Below are 19,585 nucleotides of genomic sequence, written 5' to 3' on the forward strand. Positions count from 1 at the left end.
TTCGGGGAAACCCCGTCCACTCCGGTGGGCGGGGTTTCCTGCGTCCTGGGGCCTGCCGGCAGGGGCACAGCGTTGGTCTAGGCCGGGTCGCTGATGTCTGCGACGACGGCGCCGAGGGCGGTTGCCAGCGCGTCGGCGTCGACGAATGCGCTGTACCCGTGCTCTCCGGCGCCCAGCGAAATCCGGCGCCCGGCGATCGTGCGGTCCGCGTAGACCGGCCAGGGCCGGGTGCTGCCGAGCGGGGTGATGGTGCCGCGCTCGTAGCCGGTGGCTTCCAGTGCCGTCTCCGCGTCGGGCAGGGAGAGCTTGTTGACCCCGACCAGCCCGCGGAGTTTGGGCCAGGAAATCTGCCGGTCGCCGGGGATCAGCGCGAACAGGAAGCTGCCGTCCTTATGTTTGACGACGAGGGACTTCACGATGTCCCCGTCCTGGATCCCCAGCATCCGGGCCGCTTCCTGGAGGCTGCCGGCAGCCGGGCGCTCGATGAGTTCGACGTCGAGACCCCGCGCCGCTGCGGCGGCCAGGAAGCGCTCCCGGCCGCCGCAGGGCATGGAGGCCGCCACCGGGAGGCTCATTCGCGGAAGAGCAGGAGGGCTTCGCCCTGCCCGCCGCCGCCACAGAGAGCCACGGCGGCCTTGCCGGTCCCGCGGCGGGCGAGTTCGTGGGCCGCGTGCAGGGCCAGTCGGGCACCCGAGGCCCCGATCGGGTGGCCGATGGCGATCGCGCCGCCGTGCAGGTTGCACTTCGCCAGCGGGTAGTCGAGGTCTTTGAGGGACTGCACCGCCACGGAGCCGAAGGCTTCGTTGATTTCGATGAAGTCCAAATCCCCGGCGGTCCAGTCCGTCTTGGCCAGGGCATTCCTGATGGCGTTCGAGGGCTGGGAATGCAGCGAGTTGTCCGGACCGGCCACCTGCCCGGACTTGCCGACCACGGCGAGGTATTCCAGCCCATTGGCTTCGGCAAACGTCCGGGAGGACAGCACGAGAGCGCTGGCGCCGTCGGACAGCGGGGAGGAATTCCCGGCCGTGATGGTGCCGTCCGTAGCGAACGCCGCACGGAGCCCGGCCAGCGTCTCCACCGTCGTCTCCGGACGGATTCCCTCATCCGCCGCCACCACAATCGGGTCGCCCTTGCGCTGCTTGACGCTGATCGGGGCAATCTCGCGGTCGAAGACACCGGCGGCAACGGCTGCCGCTGCCCGCTGGTGCGAAAGCGCCGCCACCTCGTCCTGCGAGGTCCGGTCAATTCCGAGCGTGAGATTCCGGCTTTCGGTGGACAGGCCCATGGAGTGCCCGTCGAAGGCATCCGTCAGTCCGTCGTGGGCTGCAACGTCGAGTGCCTGGACGGTGCCGTAGTTCCAGCCCTGTCGGGATCCCGGCAGGATGTGCGGGGGCCCGCGTCATGGACTCCTGTCCGCCGGCAACGACCACTGTGGCATCGCCGCTGCGGATCAGCCGTGCGGCGTCGATCACTGCTGTCAGCCCGGACAGGCAGACCTTGTTGATCGTGACGGTGGGCACATTCCAGCCGACCCCGGCGCCAATGGCGCTCTGTCGCGCCGGGTTCTGCCCTGCCCCCGCCTGCAGGACCTGGCCCATAATGACCGAATCAACCTGCTCGGGCTTTACCCCGCTTGCCGCGAGGGCGGCGCGGATGGCGTGGGTGCCTAGTTCGACGGCGGTGAAGCCCGCCAGTTGCCCGTTCAGGCGCCCCTGGGGCGTGCGGGCTGCGGCGAGGATGACGACGTCGTTGTTGTCTGCGGAATTAGCCATGGTGTTACGGATCCGATCTCTAGCGGGTAGTCCTAGGTTATCGCGGGGCCGGTTATGGGACGGTTTGGCTGCCGTCCCATAACCGGAGGCCAACCCGGCAGTGACCGGGTGCCATGGAGGCGGTGATCGTGCTTGCAATCAGAACGGAAGTGGGGTAGACAAGTAGGTTGCTTTGCCGTATCGTGGATATTTGCGTCTTCCCTGTTTACCTTCAGCCTTCATATTGCGGTGGGCTTAGCCTGGCAGCTGCGCCATCAACGTGCCGTCAACAACGTGCACCGGGATGGGCAGTGCAGGTCCCGGGTCATATAGCGGAACCGGACTGGTAGCACTGCGGAGTCACTTTCGCAGGGTACATAACGGGGGAGATCTGACAACGCCTGAAGGTCTGTGGAAGGATCCCTCTTGGTCGCCTCGAGCACCTCTAATGTAAACAACGCTACCGCTATCAATGCCGACAGCACCGATGGTGCAACCCGCCGGCTCTCATTCGCTAAGATTCACGAACCCCTGGACGTGCCGAACCTGCTCGCCCTGCAGACGGACAGCTTTGACTGGCTCGTCGGCAACGAACGCTGGCAGTCCCGCGTAGCCAAGGCCGTCGAAGAAGGCGACCTGAGCGTCGCCACCTCCTCCGGCCTGTCCGACATCTTCGAAGAGATCTCCCCGATCGAGGATTTCCAGGGCACCATGTCCCTGAGCTTCTCCGAGCCGGAGTTCGCTGATCCGAAGTACACCATGGCCGAATGCAAGGACCGGGACGCAACGTACTCGGCTCCGCTGTACGTCAAGGCCGAGTTCATGAACAACAACACGGGCGAAATCAAGCAGCAGACCGTGTTCATGGGCGACTTCCCGCTGATGACCGAAAAGGGCACCTTCGTCGTCAACGGCACCGAGCGTGTCGTTGTGTCCCAGCTGGTCCGTTCCCCGGGCGCGTATTTCGAGCGCACCGCGGACAAGACCAGCGACAAGGACATCTTCACGGCGAAGATCATCCCGTCCCGCGGTGCCTGGTTCGAACTTGAAATCGACAAGCGCGACCAGGTCGGCGTCCGTCTCGACCGCAAGCGCAAGCAGTCCGTCACGGTGCTGCTGAAGGCCCTCGGCTGGACCGAAGGCCAGATCCTCGAAGAGTTCGGCCAGTACGACTCCATGCGTGCAACGCTGGAGAAGGACGCGACCGAAACCCGCGAAGACGCCTTGCTGGACATCTACCGGAAGCTGCGACCGGGCGAGCCGCCCACGGTCGAGGCTGCCCAGTCACTGCTGGACAACCTGTACTTCAACTCCAAGCGCTACGATCTGGCCAAAGTCGGCCGCTACAAGATCAACCGCAAGCTTGGCATCGACCGCTCCCTCGGCGACAAGGAAGCCTCTGTCCTGCACGTCGAGGACATCGTCGCGATGATCAAGTTCCTGGTGGCACTGCACGCCGGTGAGAAGACCCTCACCGGCAAGCGGGATGGCCAGGATCACGAGCTCCGCGTGGAGATCGATGACATCGACCACTTCGGCAACCGCCGTATCCGCGCCGTCGGCGAGCTCATCGAGAACCAGGTCCGCACCGGCCTGTCCCGCATGGAGCGCGTTGTCCGCGAACGGATGACCACCCAGGACGTCGAGGCCATCACGCCGCAGACCCTGATCAACATCCGTCCCGTCGTTGCGGCCATCAAGGAGTTCTTCGGAACGTCCCAGCTGTCGCAGTTCATGGATCAGAACAACCCGCTGTCGGGTCTGACCCACAAGCGCCGCCTGTCCGCGCTGGGCCCCGGCGGTCTGTCCCGTGACCGCGCCGGCATGGAAGTCCGAGACGTCCACCCGTCGCACTACGGACGTATGTGCCCCATCGAAACCCCTGAAGGCCCGAACATTGGTCTGATCGGTTCGCTGGCCTCCTACGGACGCATCAACCCCTTCGGCTTCATCGAGACCCCGTATCGTCTCGTGTCCGAAGGCGTTGTGTCCGATGACGTCAAGTACCTCACGGCCGACGACGAGGCCGAGGTTCTGATCGCACAGGCCAACGCCCCGCTCGACGCGAACAAGAAGTTCGCCGAAGAGACCGTTCTGGTCCGTGCCCGCGGTGGTGGAGGCGAGCCCGTACTGGTGCCCGCCGCCGAGGTCGAGTTCATGGACGTCTCCCCGCGCCAGATGGTGTCCGTGGCAACCGCCCTGATCCCGTTCCTCGAACACGACGATGCCAACCGCGCACTCATGGGTGCCAACATGCAGCGTCAGGCCGTCCCGCTGGTCCGCTCCGAGGCACCGTTCGTCGGTACCGGCATGGAGCGCGCCGCCGCCGTCGACGCCGGTGACGTAGTCATCGCGAAGAAGGCCGGTGTGGTCTCCGAGGTCTCCGCTGAGCTGGTCGTCGTCCTTAACGACGACGGCACGGAAACCAACTACCGCATCAACAAGTTCGCCCGTTCCAACCAGGGCAACTGCTACAACCACCGTGTGCTCGTGAACGACGGCCAGCGCCTGGAAGTCGGCGGCATCATCGCCGACGGCCCGGCAACGGACCAGGGCGAGCTCGCCCTCGGAAAGAACCTGCTCGTGGCATTCATGTCATGGGAAGGCCACAACTTCGAGGACGCCATCATCCTGTCCCAGCGGATCGTGGCCGAGGACGTCCTGTCCTCCATCCACATCGAGGAGCACGAGATCGATGCCCGCGACACCAAGCTTGGTGCCGAGGAAATCACCCGTGACATCCCCAACGTGTCCGAGGAAGTCCTGGCAGGCCTGGACGAGCGCGGCATCATCCACATCGGTGCCGAGGTTGAAGCCGGCGACATCCTGGTCGGAAAGGTCACGCCCAAGGGCGAGACCGAGCTGACCCCGGAAGAGCGCCTGCTGCGCGCCATCTTCGGTGAGAAGTCCCGCGAAGTGCGCGACACCTCCTTGAAGGTTCCGCACGGCGAGTCCGGCACCGTTATCGGTGTCCGGGTCTTCGACCGCGACAACGACGACGAGCTGCCCCCGGGCGTCAACCAGCTGGTCCGCGTCTACGTGGCAGCCAAGCGCAAGATCACCGACGGCGACAAGCTCGCCGGCCGTCACGGCAACAAGGGCGTTATCTCCAAGATCCTGCCGATCGAGGACATGCCCTTCCTTGCCGACGGTACCCCCGTTGATATCGTCCTGAACCCGCTGGGTGTTCCGGGCCGTATGAACGTCGGCCAGGTGCTGGAAACGCACCTCGGCTGGGTTGCCAAGACGGGCTGGAAGATCGAAGGCGAGCCCGAGTGGGTCAAGCAGCTGCCGAACCTGCCGCGCGAAAGTGGCCAGACCACTGTTGCAACGCCGGTCTTCGACGGTGCCCGTGAAGAAGAAATTACGGGGCTGCTGGATTCCACCAACGTCACCCGCGACGGCGACCGCCTGATCAACTCCTCAGGCAAGACCCGTCTGTTCGACGGCCGCTCCGGCGAGCCGTTCCCGGATCCGATCTCGGTCGGCTACATGTACATCCTGAAGCTCCACCACCTGGTGGACGACAAGATCCACGCCCGCTCCACCGGACCGTACTCCATGATCACCCAGCAGCCGCTGGGTGGTAAGGCCCAGTTCGGTGGCCAGCGCTTCGGCGAAATGGAAGTGTGGGCGCTCGAAGCCTATGGCGCCGCCTACACGCTCCAGGAACTCCTCACGATCAAGTCCGATGATATCCACGGTCGTGTGAAGGTCTACGAAGCCATCGTCAAGGGCGAGAACATCCCGGAACCGGGCGTTCCTGAGTCCTTCAAGGTCTTGATCAAGGAAATGCAGTCGCTGTGCCTGAACGTGGAAGTTCTTTCCACGGACGGAATCACAATTGAAATGCGTGACTCTGATGACGCAGTCTTCACGGCTGCGGAAGAACTGGGCATCGATCTGTCTCGTGCAGAGCCCAGTTCCGTAGAAGAGGTTTAGCAGGGTCCCGGGAGGGGCAGCCGGTGCATCCGCGTTGTCCCTTCCCGGGGTTCCTCCCTCTTCCCGTAACCCAAGACTTCAGAATTTAGAGAACAAGAGAGAACAGGGACCATATGTCCAGCGAATCCTCCTTCGGCCTCATGCAGATCGGCCTCGCCACCGCGGAAGACATCCGTGGCTGGTCTTACGGCGAGGTTAAGAAGCCGGAAACCATCAACTACCGCACGCTCAAGCCCGAGAAGGACGGCCTCTTCTGCGAGAAGATCTTCGGCCCGTCCCGCGACTGGGAATGCTACTGCGGCAAGTACAAGCGTGTGCGCTTCAAGGGCATCATCTGCGAGCGGTGTGGCGTTGAGGTCACCCGCGCAAAGGTGCGCCGTGAGCGCATGGGCCACATCGAACTGGCTGCGCCTGTTACCCACATCTGGTACTTCAAGGGTGTGCCCTCCCGTCTGGGCTACCTCCTTGACCTGGCCCCGAAGGACCTTGAGAAGGTCATCTACTTCGCCGCCTACATGATCACGAGCGTCGACGCCGACAGCCGCCACGAAGAACTGCCCAACCTCCAGGTTGAGCACGATATCGAGAAGAAGCAGCTGATCGACAACCGCGACTCGGACATCGCCACGATCGCCCGCGACCTTGAGAATGAGCTTGCCCGCCTCGAGGGTGAAGGCGCCAAGGCTGCCGACAAGAAGAAAGCCCGCGACTCTGCTGACCGTCAGATGGCCAACGTCCGCAAGCGCGCGGACGCTGAAATCGAGCGCCTCGAGCAGGTCTGGGACCGCTTCAAGAACCTCAAGGTCGCTGACCTTGAAGGAGACGAAGGCCTGTACCGCGAACTCCGCGACCGCTACGGCATGTACTTCGAGGGCTCCATGGGCGCCGAAGCGATCAAGAAGCGTCTCGAGAACTTCGACATGCAGGCCGAATCTGACCTGCTGCGCGACATCATCGCCAACGGCAAGGGCCAGCGAAAGACCCGTGCCCTGAAGCGGCTCAAGGTGGTCAACGCGTTCCTGACGACCAACAACAGCCCGCTCGGCATGGTGCTGGACGCCGTCCCGGTGATCCCGCCGGAACTGCGCCCGATGGTCCAGCTGGACGGCGGCCGCTTCGCGACCTCCGACCTCAACGACCTCTACCGCCGCGTGATCAACCGCAACAACCGCCTCAAGCGCCTGCTTGATCTGGGTGCGCCGGAGATCATCGTCAACAATGAGAAGCGCATGCTTCAGGAAGCTGTTGACAGCCTCTTCGACAACGGCCGCCGCGGCCGTCCGGTCACCGGGCCGGGCAACCGTCCGCTGAAGTCCCTGTCCGACATGCTCAAGGGCAAGCAGGGCCGGTTCCGCCAGAACCTGCTCGGCAAGCGCGTCGACTACTCGGGCCGTTCGGTCATCGTCGTCGGCCCGCAGCTGAAGCTGCACCAGTGCGGTCTGCCGAAGCAGATGGCCCTGGAGCTCTTCAAGCCGTTCGTGATGAAGCGCCTGGTTGACCTCAACCACGCACAGAACATCAAGTCGGCCAAGCGCATGGTCGAGCGTTACCGCCCGCAGGTCTGGGACGTTCTCGAAGAGATCATCACCGAGCACCCGGTGCTGCTGAACCGTGCACCTACCCTGCACCGTCTCGGCATCCAGGCGTTCGAACCGCAGCTGGTTGAAGGCAAGGCTATCCAGCTTCACCCGCTGGTCTGTGGCGCATTCAACGCTGACTTTGACGGCGACCAGATGGCAGTGCACCTGCCGCTGAGCCCCGAAGCCCAGGCTGAGGCGCGCATCCTGATGCTGTCCTCGAACAACATCCTGAAGCCCTCGGACGGCCGCCCGGTAACGCTGCCTTCGCAGGATATGATCATCGGTCTCTACCACCTGACCACCAAGCGTGTCGGTTCAGCTGGCGAAGGCCGGATCTTCTCCTCGGTCTCGGAAGCCATCATGGCCTTCGACCTGCACGAACTGCACCTGAACTCCAAGGTCAAGATCCGGCTTGAGGACTTCGTTCCTTACGCCGGCTGGGAAGCTCCGGAAGACTGGGAGCCGGGCAAGACCGCGCTGGTCGAAACCTCCCTGGGCCAGGTCCTGTTCAACGCCACCCTGCCCGAGGATTACCCGTGGGTTGAGGATGTTGCCGACAAGGGCGAATTGTCCCGGATCGTCAACGATCTCGCTGAGCGCTACCCGAAGGTCGTCACTGCGGCAACGCTGGACAACCTGAAGGATGCCGGTTTCTACTGGGCCACCCGTTCGGGCGTCACGGTTGCTATCTCGGACATCGAGGTGCCTGCGGACAAGCCGCGGATTCTCGCCGGCTACGAGACCATGGCCGCCAAGATCCAGGGCCAGTACGACAAGGGGCCTGATCGACGACGACGAGCGTCGACAGGAACTGATCGAGATCTGGAACAAGGCCACCAACGAAATCGCCCAGGCGATGCGTGACAACCTGTCCCCGATGAACACCATCAACCGCATGGTGTCCTCCGGAGCCCGTGGTAACTGGATGCAGGTCCGTCAGATTGCGGGTATCCGTGGCCTGGTGGCCAACCCGAAGGGCGAGATCATCCCGCGTCCGATTAAGTCCTCCTACCGCGAGGGCCTGTCGGTGCTGGAATACTTCATCGCCACGCACGGTGCCCGTAAGGGTCTGGCTGACACCGCACTGCGTACCGCCAACTCGGGTTACCTGACCCGTCGTCTGGTGGATGTCTCGCAGGACGTTATTGTCCGTGAAGAGGACTGCGGCACCGAGCGCGGCCTGATGACCGCTATCGCAGTGGTCGATGCCAACGGCGAGCTCGTCCTGGACGAGAACGTCGAGAACAGCGCCTACGCCCGCACCCTGGCTGTCGACGTAGTCGACGCCCAGGGCAAGGTCCTGGCTGCGGCCGGAACTGACTGCGGCGACGTGGTTATTGCCGAGCTGTTCGCAGCCGGCGTCACCGAGGTCAAGGTCCGCTCTGTACTCACGTGTGAGTCCAGCGTCGGAACTTGCGCCCTGTGCTACGGCCGTTCGCTGGCCACGGGTAAGACCGTGGACATTGGCGAGGCCGTCGGCATCATCGCCGCACAGTCCATCGGTGAGCCGGGTACCCAGCTGACCATGCGTACCTTCCACACCGGTGGTGCTGTTTCCGCCGGCGGCGGCGACGACATCACCCAGGGTCTGCCCCGTATCCAGGAGCTCTTTGAAGCCCGCACTCCGAAGGGTGTTGCACCGATTGCTGAAGCAGCCGGCCGCATCACCATTGAAGAGTCCGAGCGTCAGATGCGCCTGGTCATCACCCCCGATGACGGGTCCGAAGAGATCGCCTACCCGGTGCTGCGCCGTTCACGTCTTCTCATCGAAGACGGGGACCACGTCAGTGTTGGGCAGAAGCTCATCAACGGCCCGGTTGACCCGAAGCAGGTCCTGCGCATCATGGGTCCGCGTGCCGCCCAGAAGTTCCTGGTGGACGAGGTTCAGGGCGTGTACCTGAGCCAGGGTATTGGTATCCACGACAAGCACGTCGAGGTTATCGTTCGCCAGATGCTGCGCCGCGTCACGGTTATCGAATCCGGCGAATCGGATCTGCTGCCCGGCGAGCTCGCCGAGCGCAGCCGCTTCGAGGATGCCAACCGCCGTGTGGTTTCCGAGGGCAAGACGCCGGCCTCCGGCCGTCCCGAGCTCATGGGTATCACCAAGGCGTCCCTGGCGACCGAGTCCTGGCTGTCCGCAGCTTCCTTCCAGGAGACCACCCGCGTCCTGACGCAGGCGGCCATGGAAGGCAAGAGCGATCCGCTGCTCGGCCTCAAGGAAAACGTCATCATCGGTAAGCTGATCCCGGCCGGCACGGGTCTCCCGCGCTACACCGAGGTCACAGTGGAGCCGACTGAAGAAGCAAAGGCCAATCTGTTCACTGGACCGAGCGCATTCAGCGACTTCTCCTACGATTCGCTGGGCGGCGACGGAGCTCCCGAGTTCCACGCCATCCCGCTGGATGACTACGATCTGGGCAGCGATTTCCGCTAACCGCAGCTAAAGCAACGCGGGGTCACTTACGGCCCATTCCACCCGCTGGAATGGGCGAAAAGTAACCCCGCGTTGCTGTTTAAGCCCGGGATGACACCCGGGATGACACCGGGGGCGAACCGGACGGTTTCCCCGCCGATTAAGGGGTGGGGGCCGTCCGTGTTAGAGTAGAGACTAATTGTTATTGTGGCAGTGGATGAGTGCGCCGGTTGAAGCCGAAAGGCTGGACTTGGACGACGTTTCCGGTTTGCAGGGTTCTTGTGCAACGTATGCCACATCTTCGCATGCCTAGGGAAGTTTTGGGATGATTATCCCCGCCCTTGCGTGCGGTCCGACTATTAAGGCTTCGCCTCAGCTGCTCTGGAGAAATCTTCAAGGCTCGAGCGGCGGGGCGCAGCGACAAGAGAGCGGCTGCCAACGGCCGCTCCGGATAAAACGGAGAACACGAGAGTGCCTACGATTAACCAGCTGGTCCGCAAGGGCCGCACGCCTAAGGTCAAGAAGACCAAGGCTCCCGCGCTTAACGGCAGCCCGATGCGCCGCGGTGTTTGCACCCGCGTCTACACGACTACCCCGAAGAAGCCGAACTCGGCTCTGCGTAAGGTTGCACGTGTGCGCCTCAACGGTGGCGTTGAAGTCACCGCGTACATCCCCGGTGTTGGCCACAACCTGCAGGAGCACTCCATTGTGCTCGTTCGCGGCGGCCGCGTGAAGGACCTTCCGGGTGTCCGCTACAAGATCGTCCGTGGCGCCCTCGATACCCAGGGTGTGAAGAACCGTAAGCAGGCCCGCAGCCGCTACGGCGCAAAGATGGAGAAGAAGTAATATGCCTCGCAAGGGTCCGGCCCCGAAGCGGCCGCTAGTACTAGATCCCGTTTACGGCTCCCCGCTGGTTACCCAGCTCATCAACAAGGTGCTCGTTGACGGCAAGAAGTCCACCGCAGAGCGCATCGTTTACGGCGCCCTCGAAGGTGCTCGCGCCAAGTCCGGCGGCGACCCCGTTGCAGCCCTCAAGAAGGCCATGGAGAACGTCAAGCCTGCCCTTGAGGTCCGCTCCCGCCGCGTCGGTGGCGCCACCTACCAGGTTCCGGTTGAGGTCAAGCCGGGCCGCTCCACCGCCCTCGCCCTGCGCTGGCTGGTCGGCTACTCCAAGGCCCGCCGCGAGAAGACGATGACCGAGCGCCTCCAGAACGAAATCCTGGATGCATCGAACGGTCTCGGTGCCGCTGTGAAGCGTCGCGAAGACACCCACAAGATGGCCGAGTCCAACAAGGCCTTCGCACACTACCGCTGGTAATACTTCCCGGACGCCGCCGGCCCGCAAGGGCTGGCGGCGAACGTGCAGTCCATCCGAAAGGGAGACACCGTGGCACAGGACGTGCTTACCGACCTTAGCAAGGTCCGCAACATCGGCATCATGGCTCACATCGATGCCGGCAAGACCACTACTACGGAGCGCATCCTGTTCTACACAGGTGTGAACCACAAGATCGGCGAAACGCACGACGGCGCTTCGACGACTGACTGGATGGAACAGGAAAAGGAACGCGGCATCACCATCACGTCTGCCGCCGTGACCTGCTTCTGGGAAAACAACCAGATCAACATCATCGACACCCCCGGCCACGTGGACTTCACCGTTGAGGTTGAGCGCTCGCTGCGCGTCCTCGATGGCGCAGTTGCCGTGTTCGACGGCAAGGAAGGCGTGGAGCCGCAGTCCGAGACTGTCTGGCGCCAGGCTGACAAGTACAACGTCCCGCGCATCTGCTTCGTCAACAAGATGGACAAGCTCGGCGCTGACTTCTACTTCACCGTCGACACCATCATCAGCCGCCTCGGTGCCAAGCCGCTCGTGATGCAGCTGCCGATCGGTGCCGAGAACGATTTCATCGGCGTCGTTGACCTGCTGTACATGCGTGCACTGGTCTGGCCCGGCGATGCCAAGGGTGACGTCACCATGGGCGCCAAGTACGAAGTCCGCGAGATCCCGGAAGACCTCCAGGCCAAGGCCGAGGAATACCGTGCGACCCTCGTCGAGACCGTTGCCGAGGCGTCCGAGGAACTCATGGAGAAGTACCTCGAAGGCGAAGAGATCAGCATCGATGAGCTCAAGGCCGGCATCCGCAAGATGACGATCAACTCCGAGCTCTACCCGGTCTTCTGTGGCTCCGCGTTCAAGAACCGCGGCGTCCAGCCGATGCTTGACGCCGTCGTGGATTACCTGCCGAACCCGCTCGACGTCCCGCCGATGATCGGTCACGATCCGCGCGACGAAGAGAAGGAACTGACCCGCGCGCCGTCCTCCGAAGATCCGTTCTCGGCCCTGGCGTTCAAGATTGCCACGCACCCGTTCTTCGGCCAGCTGACCTTCATCCGCGTGTACTCCGGTCACGTGGAAGCAGGCACCCAGGTGGTTAACTCCACCAAGGGCAAGAAGGAGCGCATCGGCAAGCTCTTCCAGATGCACGCCAACAAGGAAATGCCCGTTGACGGCGCTACCGCAGGCCACATCTACGCAGCGATCGGTCTGAAGGACACCACTACAGGTGACACCCTGTGTGATTCCAGCAACCAGATCGTCCTCGAGTCCATGAGCTTCCCGGAGCCCGTGATCTCGGTTGCGATCGAGCCGAACACCAAGGGTGACCAGGAGAAGCTCTCCACGGCCATCCAGAAGCTCTCCGCTGAGGACCCGACCTTCCAGGTCTCCCTCAACGAAGACACCGGCCAGACCATCATCGCCGGCATGGGCGAGCTCCACCTGGACATCCTGGTGGACCGCATGCGCCGCGAATTCAAGGTCGAAGCCAACGTTGGCAAGCCGCAGGTTGCCTACCGCGAAACCATCAAGCGTGCTGTAGAGCGTCACGACTACACGCACAAGAAGCAGACCGGTGGTTCGGGACAGTTCGCAAAGATCCAGATTGCGATCGCGCCACTGGACACCGCCGATGGCGAAATGTACGAGTTCGAGAACAAGGTCACCGGTGGCCGTATCCCGCGCGAATACATCCCGTCGGTCGACGCCGGTATCCAGGATGCACTGAACGACGGCGTCCTGGCCGGTTACCCGGTAGTCGGCATCAAGGCCACGCTGATTGACGGCGCGTACCACGATGTTGACTCCTCGGAAATGGCGTTCAAGATCGCCGGGCGAATGGCTTTCAAGGAAGCTGCCCGCAAGGCGAACCCCGTTCTGCTCGAACCGCTGATGGATGTCGAGGTCCGCACCCCTGAGGAATACATGGGTGAAGTTATCGGTGACCTCAACTCCCGCCGTGGCCAGATGCAGTCCATGGAAGATGCCCAGGGCGTCAAGGTTATTCGCGCGCACGTTCCGCTGTCCGGCATGTTCGGCTACATCGGTGACCTGCGCTCGAAGACCCAGGGCCGCGCTGTGTACTCCATGACGTTCAACAGCTACGCCGAGGTCCCGAAGGCAGTTGCCGACGAGATCATCCAGAAGAACCGCGGCGAGTAGTCTTCGGACTTCGCTGCGACAAACTCGGGTGCGTCTCCGGTAACGGAGATTCGCCTGGTGCCGACGGCCGGTTACCGGTCGCGATTGGTTTCCGGCCGTCGGCACGAACAGGCTCGTGGAACTAGTATCAGTTCCGGAATCTGCAATTTCACCAATCCAAAGCCCCCCAAGTAGACTTACTGGAGTTTCGGCCGCGACAAGCGCAGTCGAAGGGTAAGTCATTTGAAAACGTTCTAGGAGGAACCTGTGGCAAAGGCAAAGTTCGAGCGGACTAAGCCGCACGTTAACATCGGCACCATTGGTCACGTTGACCACGGTAAGACGACGTTGACGGCCGCCATTTCCAAGGTGCTGTACGACAAGTACCCGACTCTCAACGAGCAGCGCGACTTCGCGTCGATTGACTCTGCTCCCGAAGAGCGTCAGCGCGGCATTACCATCAACATCTCCCACGTTGAGTACCAGACCGAGAAGCGCCACTACGCACACGTAGACGCCCCCGGTCACGCTGACTACATCAAGAACATGATCACCGGCGCTGCTCAGATGGACGGTGCAATCCTCGTGGTTGCCGCCACTGACGGCCCGATGGCTCAGACCCGCGAGCACGTTCTGCTCGCCCGCCAGGTTGGCGTTCCCTACCTGCTGGTTGCGCTGAACAAGTCGGACATGGTTGATGACGAAGAGCTCCTCGACCTCGTCGAAATGGAAGTTCGCGAGCTGCTTTCTGCTCAGGGCTTCGATGGCGATGAGGCACCGGTTGTTCGCGTTTCCGGTCTGAAGGCCCTCGAAGGCGACCCGGTTTGGGTCAAGTCCGTCGAGGACCTCATGGAAGCCGTCGACGAGTCCGTTCCGGACCCCGTACGTGACCGTGACAAGCCGTTCCTGATGCCGATCGAAGATGTTTTCACGATCACCGGCCGTGGCACCGTTGTAACGGGCCGCGCCGAGCGTGGAACTCTTGCCATCAACTCCGAGGTTGAGATCGTCGGCATCCGCCCGGTCCAGAAGACCACGGTGACCGGTATCGAAATGTTCCACAAGCAGCTCGACGAAGCATGGGCCGGCGAGAACTGTGGCCTCCTGCTCCGCGGTCTGAAGCGTGACGATGTTGAGCGTGGCCAGGTTGTCGTCAAGCCGGGTTCCATCACCCCGCACACCGACTTCGAGGCTAACGTCTACATCCTCTCCAAGGACGAAGGCGGACGTCACAACCCGTTCTACTCCAACTACCGCCCGCAGTTCTACTTCCGCACCACGGACGTAACCGGCGTTATCACCCTGCCGGAAGGCACGGAAATGGTTATGCCCGGCGACAACACTGAGATGACCGTTGCGCTCATCCAGCCGATCGCTATGGAAGATGGCCTCGGCTTCGCTATCCGCGAAGGCGGCCGCACCGTTGGTTCGGGACGCGTCACCAAGATCGTCAAGTAGTTCTTGCCGATCCCTGTTTTGAGCGCTTAGCGGCCGGCCGTCTGACGGCTGCTGCGACGTGTGGAACAGCCCCGCTGCATGTGCAGCGGGGCTGTTCTGTTTAACCGCCTGTTCGGGCAACGGCCCCGCCGGACGCGCCGCCTGCCCTGCTACCGTTGCAGGAACAGAAGGGATCCGATCATGGAGTTGTTCATTTTCCTGCTCGTTGTCGTTGCCGTCGTGGCCGGGGGGCTCTGGGCCAAAAGACACTTCCGCCAGGAGATCGAGCGGGCCAAACGCATCAGACGGGCCAACAAAAACCAGTAGTACGGCGGGTGGGGCGCCGCCGGAGCCGTCCTGGCGCCGGCTGTCAGGCCCGGCGGGCGCGGACCAGGGCCTGCAGCCAGTAGTAGGAGTCCTTGGGAGTTCGTTCGAGCGTCGTGAAGTCCACGTGCACCAGGCCGAATCGCTGTGAGTACCCCGCTGCCCACTCGAAGTTGTCCATCAGGGTCCAGACGTAGTAGCCGAGCAGCACCACGTCCTCTGCGATCCCACCCGGTGCAGTGGCCGCCAGCGCGCTGCCAAGATGGGACGCGAGATACGCGATCCGGGCGGCATCCGGGACCGGACCCGTCACGTGGTCCGGCTCGGGGAAGCTGGCGCCGCTTTCCGTGATGTAGAGCGGCGGCAGCGAGTCCGCGTAGCGGTCTTTCAGTTCCCGGAGCAGGACGCCGAGGTGTTCAGGGGCCACCGGCCAGCCGAACCCGGTGAGGTCATATTCCGGGAAGCCGGCCAAATAGAACGGGACTTTCAGCATGGCCTCCGGCCGTCCGGCCGGATAGCCGGCAGGCCCCCTCCCCGCACCGACTTTCGTGGGGTAGTAGTAGTTCAGGCCATAAAAATCCAAAGGCTGATGGATCGTCGCCAGGTCGGCATCGGAAATCCGCCCCAGTGAGCGGAACCAGGGCCTCGCGACCAGCGGCGGCTTCGGATAATGACCGAGGAGAATCGGATCGGCGTAGATGCGGTTGAGCATCAGATCAAACACCCTGGCGAGCAGCCGGTCGGGGACGGACCCCGAAGCGGGCCGGACCGGGGAGTGCAGGTTGGTGACCCCCACTGCGCCAGTGACGGCCTCCGCACGCAGCGCCTGTACCGCCATCCCGTGTCCGAGCAACTGGTGGTGGACGGCCGGCAGGGCATTGAAGAGCAGATTGTGGCCGGGGGCGTGGACCCCCAGTGCGTAGCCGTTCAGGGTGACGGACACGGGCTCGTTCAGGGTCACCCAGTGAGCCACCCGGTCACCGAACCGCCGGGCCGCCGCCGCGGTGTACGCGGCGAAGCGCTCCGCCGTTGAACGGTTCAGCCAGCCGCCCCGGTCCTCAAGTGGCAAGGGGGTGTCCCAGTGGTACAAGGTCGCCATCGGCGAGATTCCGGCCTCCAGCAGCCGGTCGATCAGCCGGTCATAGAAGTCCAGGCCCGCGGCGTTGAACGGACCGGTCCCGTCGGGCTGGATCCGGGGCCAGGAGAGAGAGAACCGGTACGAGTCAACACCCAGGGCCCGCATGAGTTCGACGTCTTCGGGTGCCCGGTGGTAATGGTCGCAGGCGACCGCGGGGGAGTGGCCGCCGCGAATGCTGCCGGGTTTGGCCGCGAAAGCATCCCAACCGGACGGGCCACGGCCGCCCGCGGAGAGTGCTCCCTCGATTTGAAAGGCCGCCGAGGCGACCCCCAGGGTGAAATGCGGGCCCAGGCGCGCAGCAAGAGCCTGGACTGCCGCGGAATCCAGCGCAGCCATGTCCTCATCATCCATTCGACGGCTGCGCAGGGCAATGGCCCGCCGTCGGCCGCGGCCCGGCGGTGGGCCCCGATTCGCTTCTGGCCATATATTCCGGCATACTAGATGAGTTGTTCAAGCGCTCTTTCGCGTCCCGATCCGGATAATGCCGGGTGTCAGGGTCCAGGGAAGAGACCAAACATAACCCACTCCCAATGGAACTGCGGACGAGTACGCGTGAAAAGCGCGACACGCCCGACCGCGGGGGTCGGTTACGCCGGCAGGTTGAGGAACCCGGATCCATCCGGATTCAGCTTGTGCGGCGGGTGGTAGTTCAGACTTCAAATGCTTCGGCAGCCATACAACGAGTAAGTGAACAGAGCAGCCCTAATCAGGGGAAGCACAGACTGAAAGAGAGTCAGGCGACATGGCGGGACAAAAAATCCGCATCCGGCTGAAGTCATATGACCACGAGGTCATTGACGTTTCAGCACGGAAGATCGTTGAGACGGTCACGCGCGCAGGCGCCACGGTAGTCGGCCCCGTGCCGCTTCCGACGGAGAAGAACGTTTACTGCGTAATCCGCTCTCCGCACAAGTACAAGGACAGCCGCGAGCACTTTGAAATGCGCACGCACAAGCGTCTGATCGACATCATCGACCCCACGCCCAAGGCTGTTGACTCGCTTATGCGTCTCGACCTGCCGGCCGACGTGAACATCGAAATCAAGCTGTAGGGAGGTGCTGAGAGACTATGACCGCAACCCGTAACGTAAAGGGCCTGCTGGGCACGAAGCTCGGCATGACCCAGGTCTGGGACGAGAACAACAAGCTCATCCCCGTCACTGTGGTCCAGGCTGACTCGAACGTCATCACGCAGCTGCGCAACGCAGCAACTGATGGCTATGTCGCCATTCAGATCGGCTACGGCCAGATCGATTCCCGCAAGGTCACCAAGCCGCTGGCTGGTCACTTTGAAAAGGCAGGCGTCACGCCTCGCCGCCACGTCGTCGAACTGCGCACTGCAGATGCTGATTCTTACGAGCTGGGCCAGGAGCTCTCTGTTGAGCTCTTCGAAGCCGGCCAGAAGATCGACGTCATGGGCACCACCAAGGGTAAGGGCTTCGCCGGTGTGATGAAGCGTCACGGCTTCCACGGCGTTGGAGCTTCCCACGGTGCCCACAAGAACCACCGTAAGCCCGGTTCCATCGGTGGCGCATCCACCCCGAGCCGCGTCTTCAAGGGCATGAAAATGGCCGGCCGCATGGGCGCCGTGCGTCACACCACGCTGAACCTCACGGTTCACGCGGTTGACGTCGAGAAGTCGCTGCTCCTGATCAAGGGCGCCGTTCCCGGTGCCCGCGGCCAGGTCGTACTCGTACGCACCGCCGTGAAGGGAGCCTAGTTCAATGACTAGCACTGTCAAGGTTGACCTGCCTGCAGAGATCTTCGACGTACAGACCAACGTGCCGCTGCTGCACCAGGTCGTCGTTGCCCAGCTCGCTGCTGCTCGCCAGGGTACCCACAAGACCAAGACCCGCGCCGAAGTTTCCGGTGCAGGCCGCAAGCCGTTCAAGCAGAAGGGTACCGGCCGCGCCCGTCAGGGTTCCATCCGTGCTCCTCACATGACCGGTGGCGGCGTCGTCCACGGCCCCACGCCGCGTGACTACAGCCAGCGGACCCCCAAGAAGATGATTGCTGCCGCTCTCCGCGGTGCTCTCTCGGACCGCGCCCGCAACGGACGCATCCACGTCATTGCTGACCTGGTAGCCGGCACCAAGCCGTCCTCCAAAGAAGCACTGGCAACCCTGCGCGGAGTTTCCGAGCGCAAGAACCTGCTCGTTGTCATTGAGCGCGCCAACGACGTTGCTGCACTGTCCGTGCGCAACCTCGAGGCAGTTCACGTTCTGTACTCAGATCAGTTGAACACCTACGACGTTCTCGTTTCTGACGACGTAGTCTTCACCAAGGCTGCCTACGAAGCATTCGTTGCTGACAAGGCTGCAAAGACCGAGGAGGATGCCAAGTGAGCGCAGCCACCATCAAAGACCCGCGCGACGTTGTGCTTGCACCCGTCGTCTCGGAAAAGAGCTACGGCCTGATCGATGAGGGCAAGTACACCTTCCTGGTGGACCCCCGCTCGAACAAGACCGAGATCAAGCTGGCCGTGGAGAAGATTTTCTCCGTCAAGGTCGAATCGATCAACACCATCAACCGTGCCGGTAAGCGCAAGCGCACCAAATTCGGATGGGGTACCCGCAAGAACACCAAGCGTGCAATTGTGAGCCTCAAAGAAGGCACAATCGACATCTTCGGCGGTCCGCTCTCGTAGCGGAGACCACTTTAACGAGGAAATAAATTATGGGAATCCGTAAATATAAGCCGACTACCCCGGGGCCGTCGCGGCTCGAGCGTAGCGGACTTCACTGAAATCACGCGGTCGACGCCGGAAAAGTCGTTGGTACGTCCGCTGCCCAAAAAGGGCGGCCGTAACAACACCGGTAAGATCACGACCCGTCACAAGGGTGGTGGCCACAAGCGCCAGTACCGTCTGATCGACTTCCGTCGCCACGACAAAGACGGCGTCAACGCCCGCGTTGCCGAAATCGAGTACGATCCGAACCGTACGGCTCGCATCGCGCTCCTGCACTACATTGATGGCACCAAGCGTTACATCATTGCCCCGAACAAGTTGTCCCAGGGTGACACGGTGGAGGCAGGTGCCGAGGCTGACATCAAGCCCGGCAACAACCTGCCGCTGCGCAACATCCCGGTCGGTACCGTTATCCACGCAGTCGAACTGCGTCCGGGTGGCGGCGCCAAGATGGGCCGTTCCGCCGGCGCATCGATCCAGCTCGTTGCCAAGGAAGGCCGTTTCGCCCAGTTGCGTCTGCCCTCGGGTGAAATCCGCAACGTCGACGTGCGCTGCCGCGCCACCGTCGGCGAGGTCGGCAACGCCGAGCAGTCGAACATCAACTGGGGTAAGGCCGGCCGTATGCGCTGGAAGGGCGTTCGCCCGACCGTCCGTGGCGTCGCGATGAACCCGGTCGACCACCCGCATGGTGGTGGCGAGGGTAAGACGTCCGGTGGACGTCACCCCGTCAACCCGAACGGTAAGCGCGAAGGCCGCACCCGCCGTCCCAACAAAGAGAGCGACAAGCTTATTGTTCGTCGCCGTCGTACTGGCAAGAACAAGCGATAGGAG

At 62.9% G+C, this 19,585-nt stretch carries 12 protein-coding genes and 3 pseudogenes; 12 read left to right on the plus strand and 3 right to left on the minus strand.

Annotated features, from left to right (window positions below; genetic code table 11):
* Positions 1–77: 77 nt before the first annotated feature.
* Together KY499_RS15495 and KY499_RS15500 are read right to left on the minus strand one after the other, a co-directional pair.
* On the minus strand, positions 78–575 hold the full coding sequence (locus tag KY499_RS15495; RefSeq protein WP_219885779.1) for an aminoacyl-tRNA deacylase: 498 nt from the start codon (positions 573–575) through the stop codon (positions 78–80).
* Positions 572–1,772: pseudogene (locus tag KY499_RS15500) on the minus strand (acetyl-CoA C-acetyltransferase). The gene KY499_RS15495 and the pseudogene KY499_RS15500 overlap by 4 nt, the downstream one beginning before the upstream one ends.
* A 405-nt stretch (positions 1,773–2,177) precedes the next feature.
* On the opposite strand from KY499_RS15500, the gene rpoB reads away from it, so the two are divergent.
* The 7 genes and pseudogenes from rpoB (at position 2,178) to KY499_RS18375 (ending at position 14,931) form a co-directional block, all read left to right on the plus strand.
* Positions 2,178–5,693, plus strand: a complete 3,516-nt coding sequence (gene rpoB / locus KY499_RS15505) for a DNA-directed RNA polymerase subunit beta (RefSeq protein ID WP_219885780.1) — start codon at positions 2,178–2,180, stop codon at positions 5,691–5,693.
* Between the two features lie 113 nt (positions 5,694–5,806).
* Positions 5,807–9,707 (plus strand): annotated as a pseudogene (locus tag KY499_RS15510) (DNA-directed RNA polymerase subunit beta').
* 450 nt (positions 9,708–10,157) lie between these two features.
* Positions 10,158–10,532: a 30S ribosomal protein S12 gene (gene rpsL, locus KY499_RS15515; protein ID WP_011692814.1), complete on the plus strand. Its 375-nt coding sequence runs from the start codon at positions 10,158–10,160 to the stop codon at positions 10,530–10,532.
* Position 10,533: 1 nt separating this feature from the next.
* Entirely contained in the window at positions 10,534–11,004 is a 471-nt protein-coding gene (gene rpsG, locus KY499_RS15520) for a 30S ribosomal protein S7 (RefSeq protein WP_123257065.1), read from the plus strand.
* A 69-nt stretch (positions 11,005–11,073) separates the two neighbouring features.
* Positions 11,074–13,188, plus strand: coding sequence for an elongation factor G (gene fusA, locus KY499_RS15525; RefSeq protein WP_123257105.1), 2,115 nt, complete (start codon positions 11,074–11,076; stop codon positions 13,186–13,188).
* A gap of 246 nt (positions 13,189–13,434) precedes the next feature.
* Positions 13,435–14,625 carry an elongation factor Tu gene (gene tuf / locus KY499_RS15530; protein WP_123257066.1) on the plus strand — a complete coding sequence of 397 codons (1,191 nt, stop codon included), beginning with the start codon at positions 13,435–13,437 and terminating at the stop codon, positions 14,623–14,625.
* A 180-nt stretch (positions 14,626–14,805) separates the two neighbouring features.
* Positions 14,806–14,931, plus strand: coding sequence for a hypothetical protein (locus KY499_RS18375; RefSeq protein WP_258190822.1), 126 nt, complete (start codon positions 14,806–14,808; stop codon positions 14,929–14,931).
* A gap of 43 nt (positions 14,932–14,974) precedes the next feature.
* On the opposite strand, the gene KY499_RS15535 is transcribed toward KY499_RS18375, so the two are convergent.
* Entirely contained in the window at positions 14,975–16,402 is a 1,428-nt protein-coding gene (locus KY499_RS15535; RefSeq protein WP_123257067.1) for a GH1 family beta-glucosidase, read from the minus strand.
* Positions 16,403–16,808: 406 nt separating this feature from the next.
* Here KY499_RS15535 and rpsJ point away from each other — a divergent pair, with 406 nt between their 5' ends.
* From rpsJ to rplB, 5 genes and pseudogenes are all read left to right on the plus strand, one after another.
* On the plus strand, positions 16,809–17,117 hold the full coding sequence (gene rpsJ, locus KY499_RS15540; protein ID WP_003803825.1) for a 30S ribosomal protein S10: 309 nt from the start codon (positions 16,809–16,811) through the stop codon (positions 17,115–17,117).
* A gap of 17 nt (positions 17,118–17,134) precedes the next feature.
* A complete protein-coding gene (rplC, locus tag KY499_RS15545) occupies positions 17,135–17,785 on the plus strand; it encodes a 50S ribosomal protein L3 (protein ID WP_123257068.1) in 651 nt (216 codons plus the stop codon).
* Between the two features lie 4 nt (positions 17,786–17,789).
* Positions 17,790–18,410, plus strand: coding sequence for a 50S ribosomal protein L4 (gene rplD, locus KY499_RS15550; RefSeq protein WP_123257069.1), 621 nt, complete (start codon positions 17,790–17,792; stop codon positions 18,408–18,410).
* Positions 18,407–18,712, plus strand: a complete 306-nt coding sequence (gene rplW / locus KY499_RS15555; protein ID WP_018773664.1) for a 50S ribosomal protein L23 — start codon at positions 18,407–18,409, stop codon at positions 18,710–18,712. The genes rplD and rplW overlap by 4 nt, the downstream gene beginning before the upstream one ends.
* 29 nt (positions 18,713–18,741) lie before the next feature.
* Positions 18,742–19,582, plus strand: a pseudogene (gene rplB / locus KY499_RS15560) (50S ribosomal protein L2).
* Positions 19,583–19,585 lie beyond the last annotated feature (3 nt).

The organism is Arthrobacter sp. PAMC25284 (genome assembly GCF_019443425.1).
In the GTDB taxonomy this organism is placed as follows: domain Bacteria; phylum Actinomycetota; class Actinomycetes; order Actinomycetales; family Micrococcaceae; genus Arthrobacter; species Arthrobacter oryzae_A.

What these genes read in the sequence shown, in the direction of transcription:
- KY499_RS15495 (WP_219885779.1), bottom strand. Translation starts at nt 575, where the DNA reads ATGAGCCTCCCGGTGGCGGCCTCCATGCCCTGCGGCGGCCGGGAGCGC.
- rpsG (WP_123257065.1), top strand. Translation starts at nt 10,534, where the DNA reads ATGCCTCGCAAGGGTCCGGCCCCGAAGCGGCCGCTAGTACTAGATCCC.
- KY499_RS18375 (WP_258190822.1), top strand. Translation starts at nt 14,806, where the DNA reads ATGGAGTTGTTCATTTTCCTGCTCGTTGTCGTTGCCGTCGTGGCCGGG.
- KY499_RS15535 (WP_123257067.1), bottom strand. Translation starts at nt 16,402, where the DNA reads ATGGCTGCGCTGGATTCCGCGGCAGTCCAGGCTCTTGCTGCGCGCCTG.
- rpsJ (WP_003803825.1), top strand. Translation starts at nt 16,809, where the DNA reads ATGGCGGGACAAAAAATCCGCATCCGGCTGAAGTCATATGACCACGAG.
- rplC (WP_123257068.1), top strand. Translation starts at nt 17,135, where the DNA reads ATGACCGCAACCCGTAACGTAAAGGGCCTGCTGGGCACGAAGCTCGGC.
- rplD (WP_123257069.1), top strand. Translation starts at nt 17,790, where the DNA reads ATGACTAGCACTGTCAAGGTTGACCTGCCTGCAGAGATCTTCGACGTA.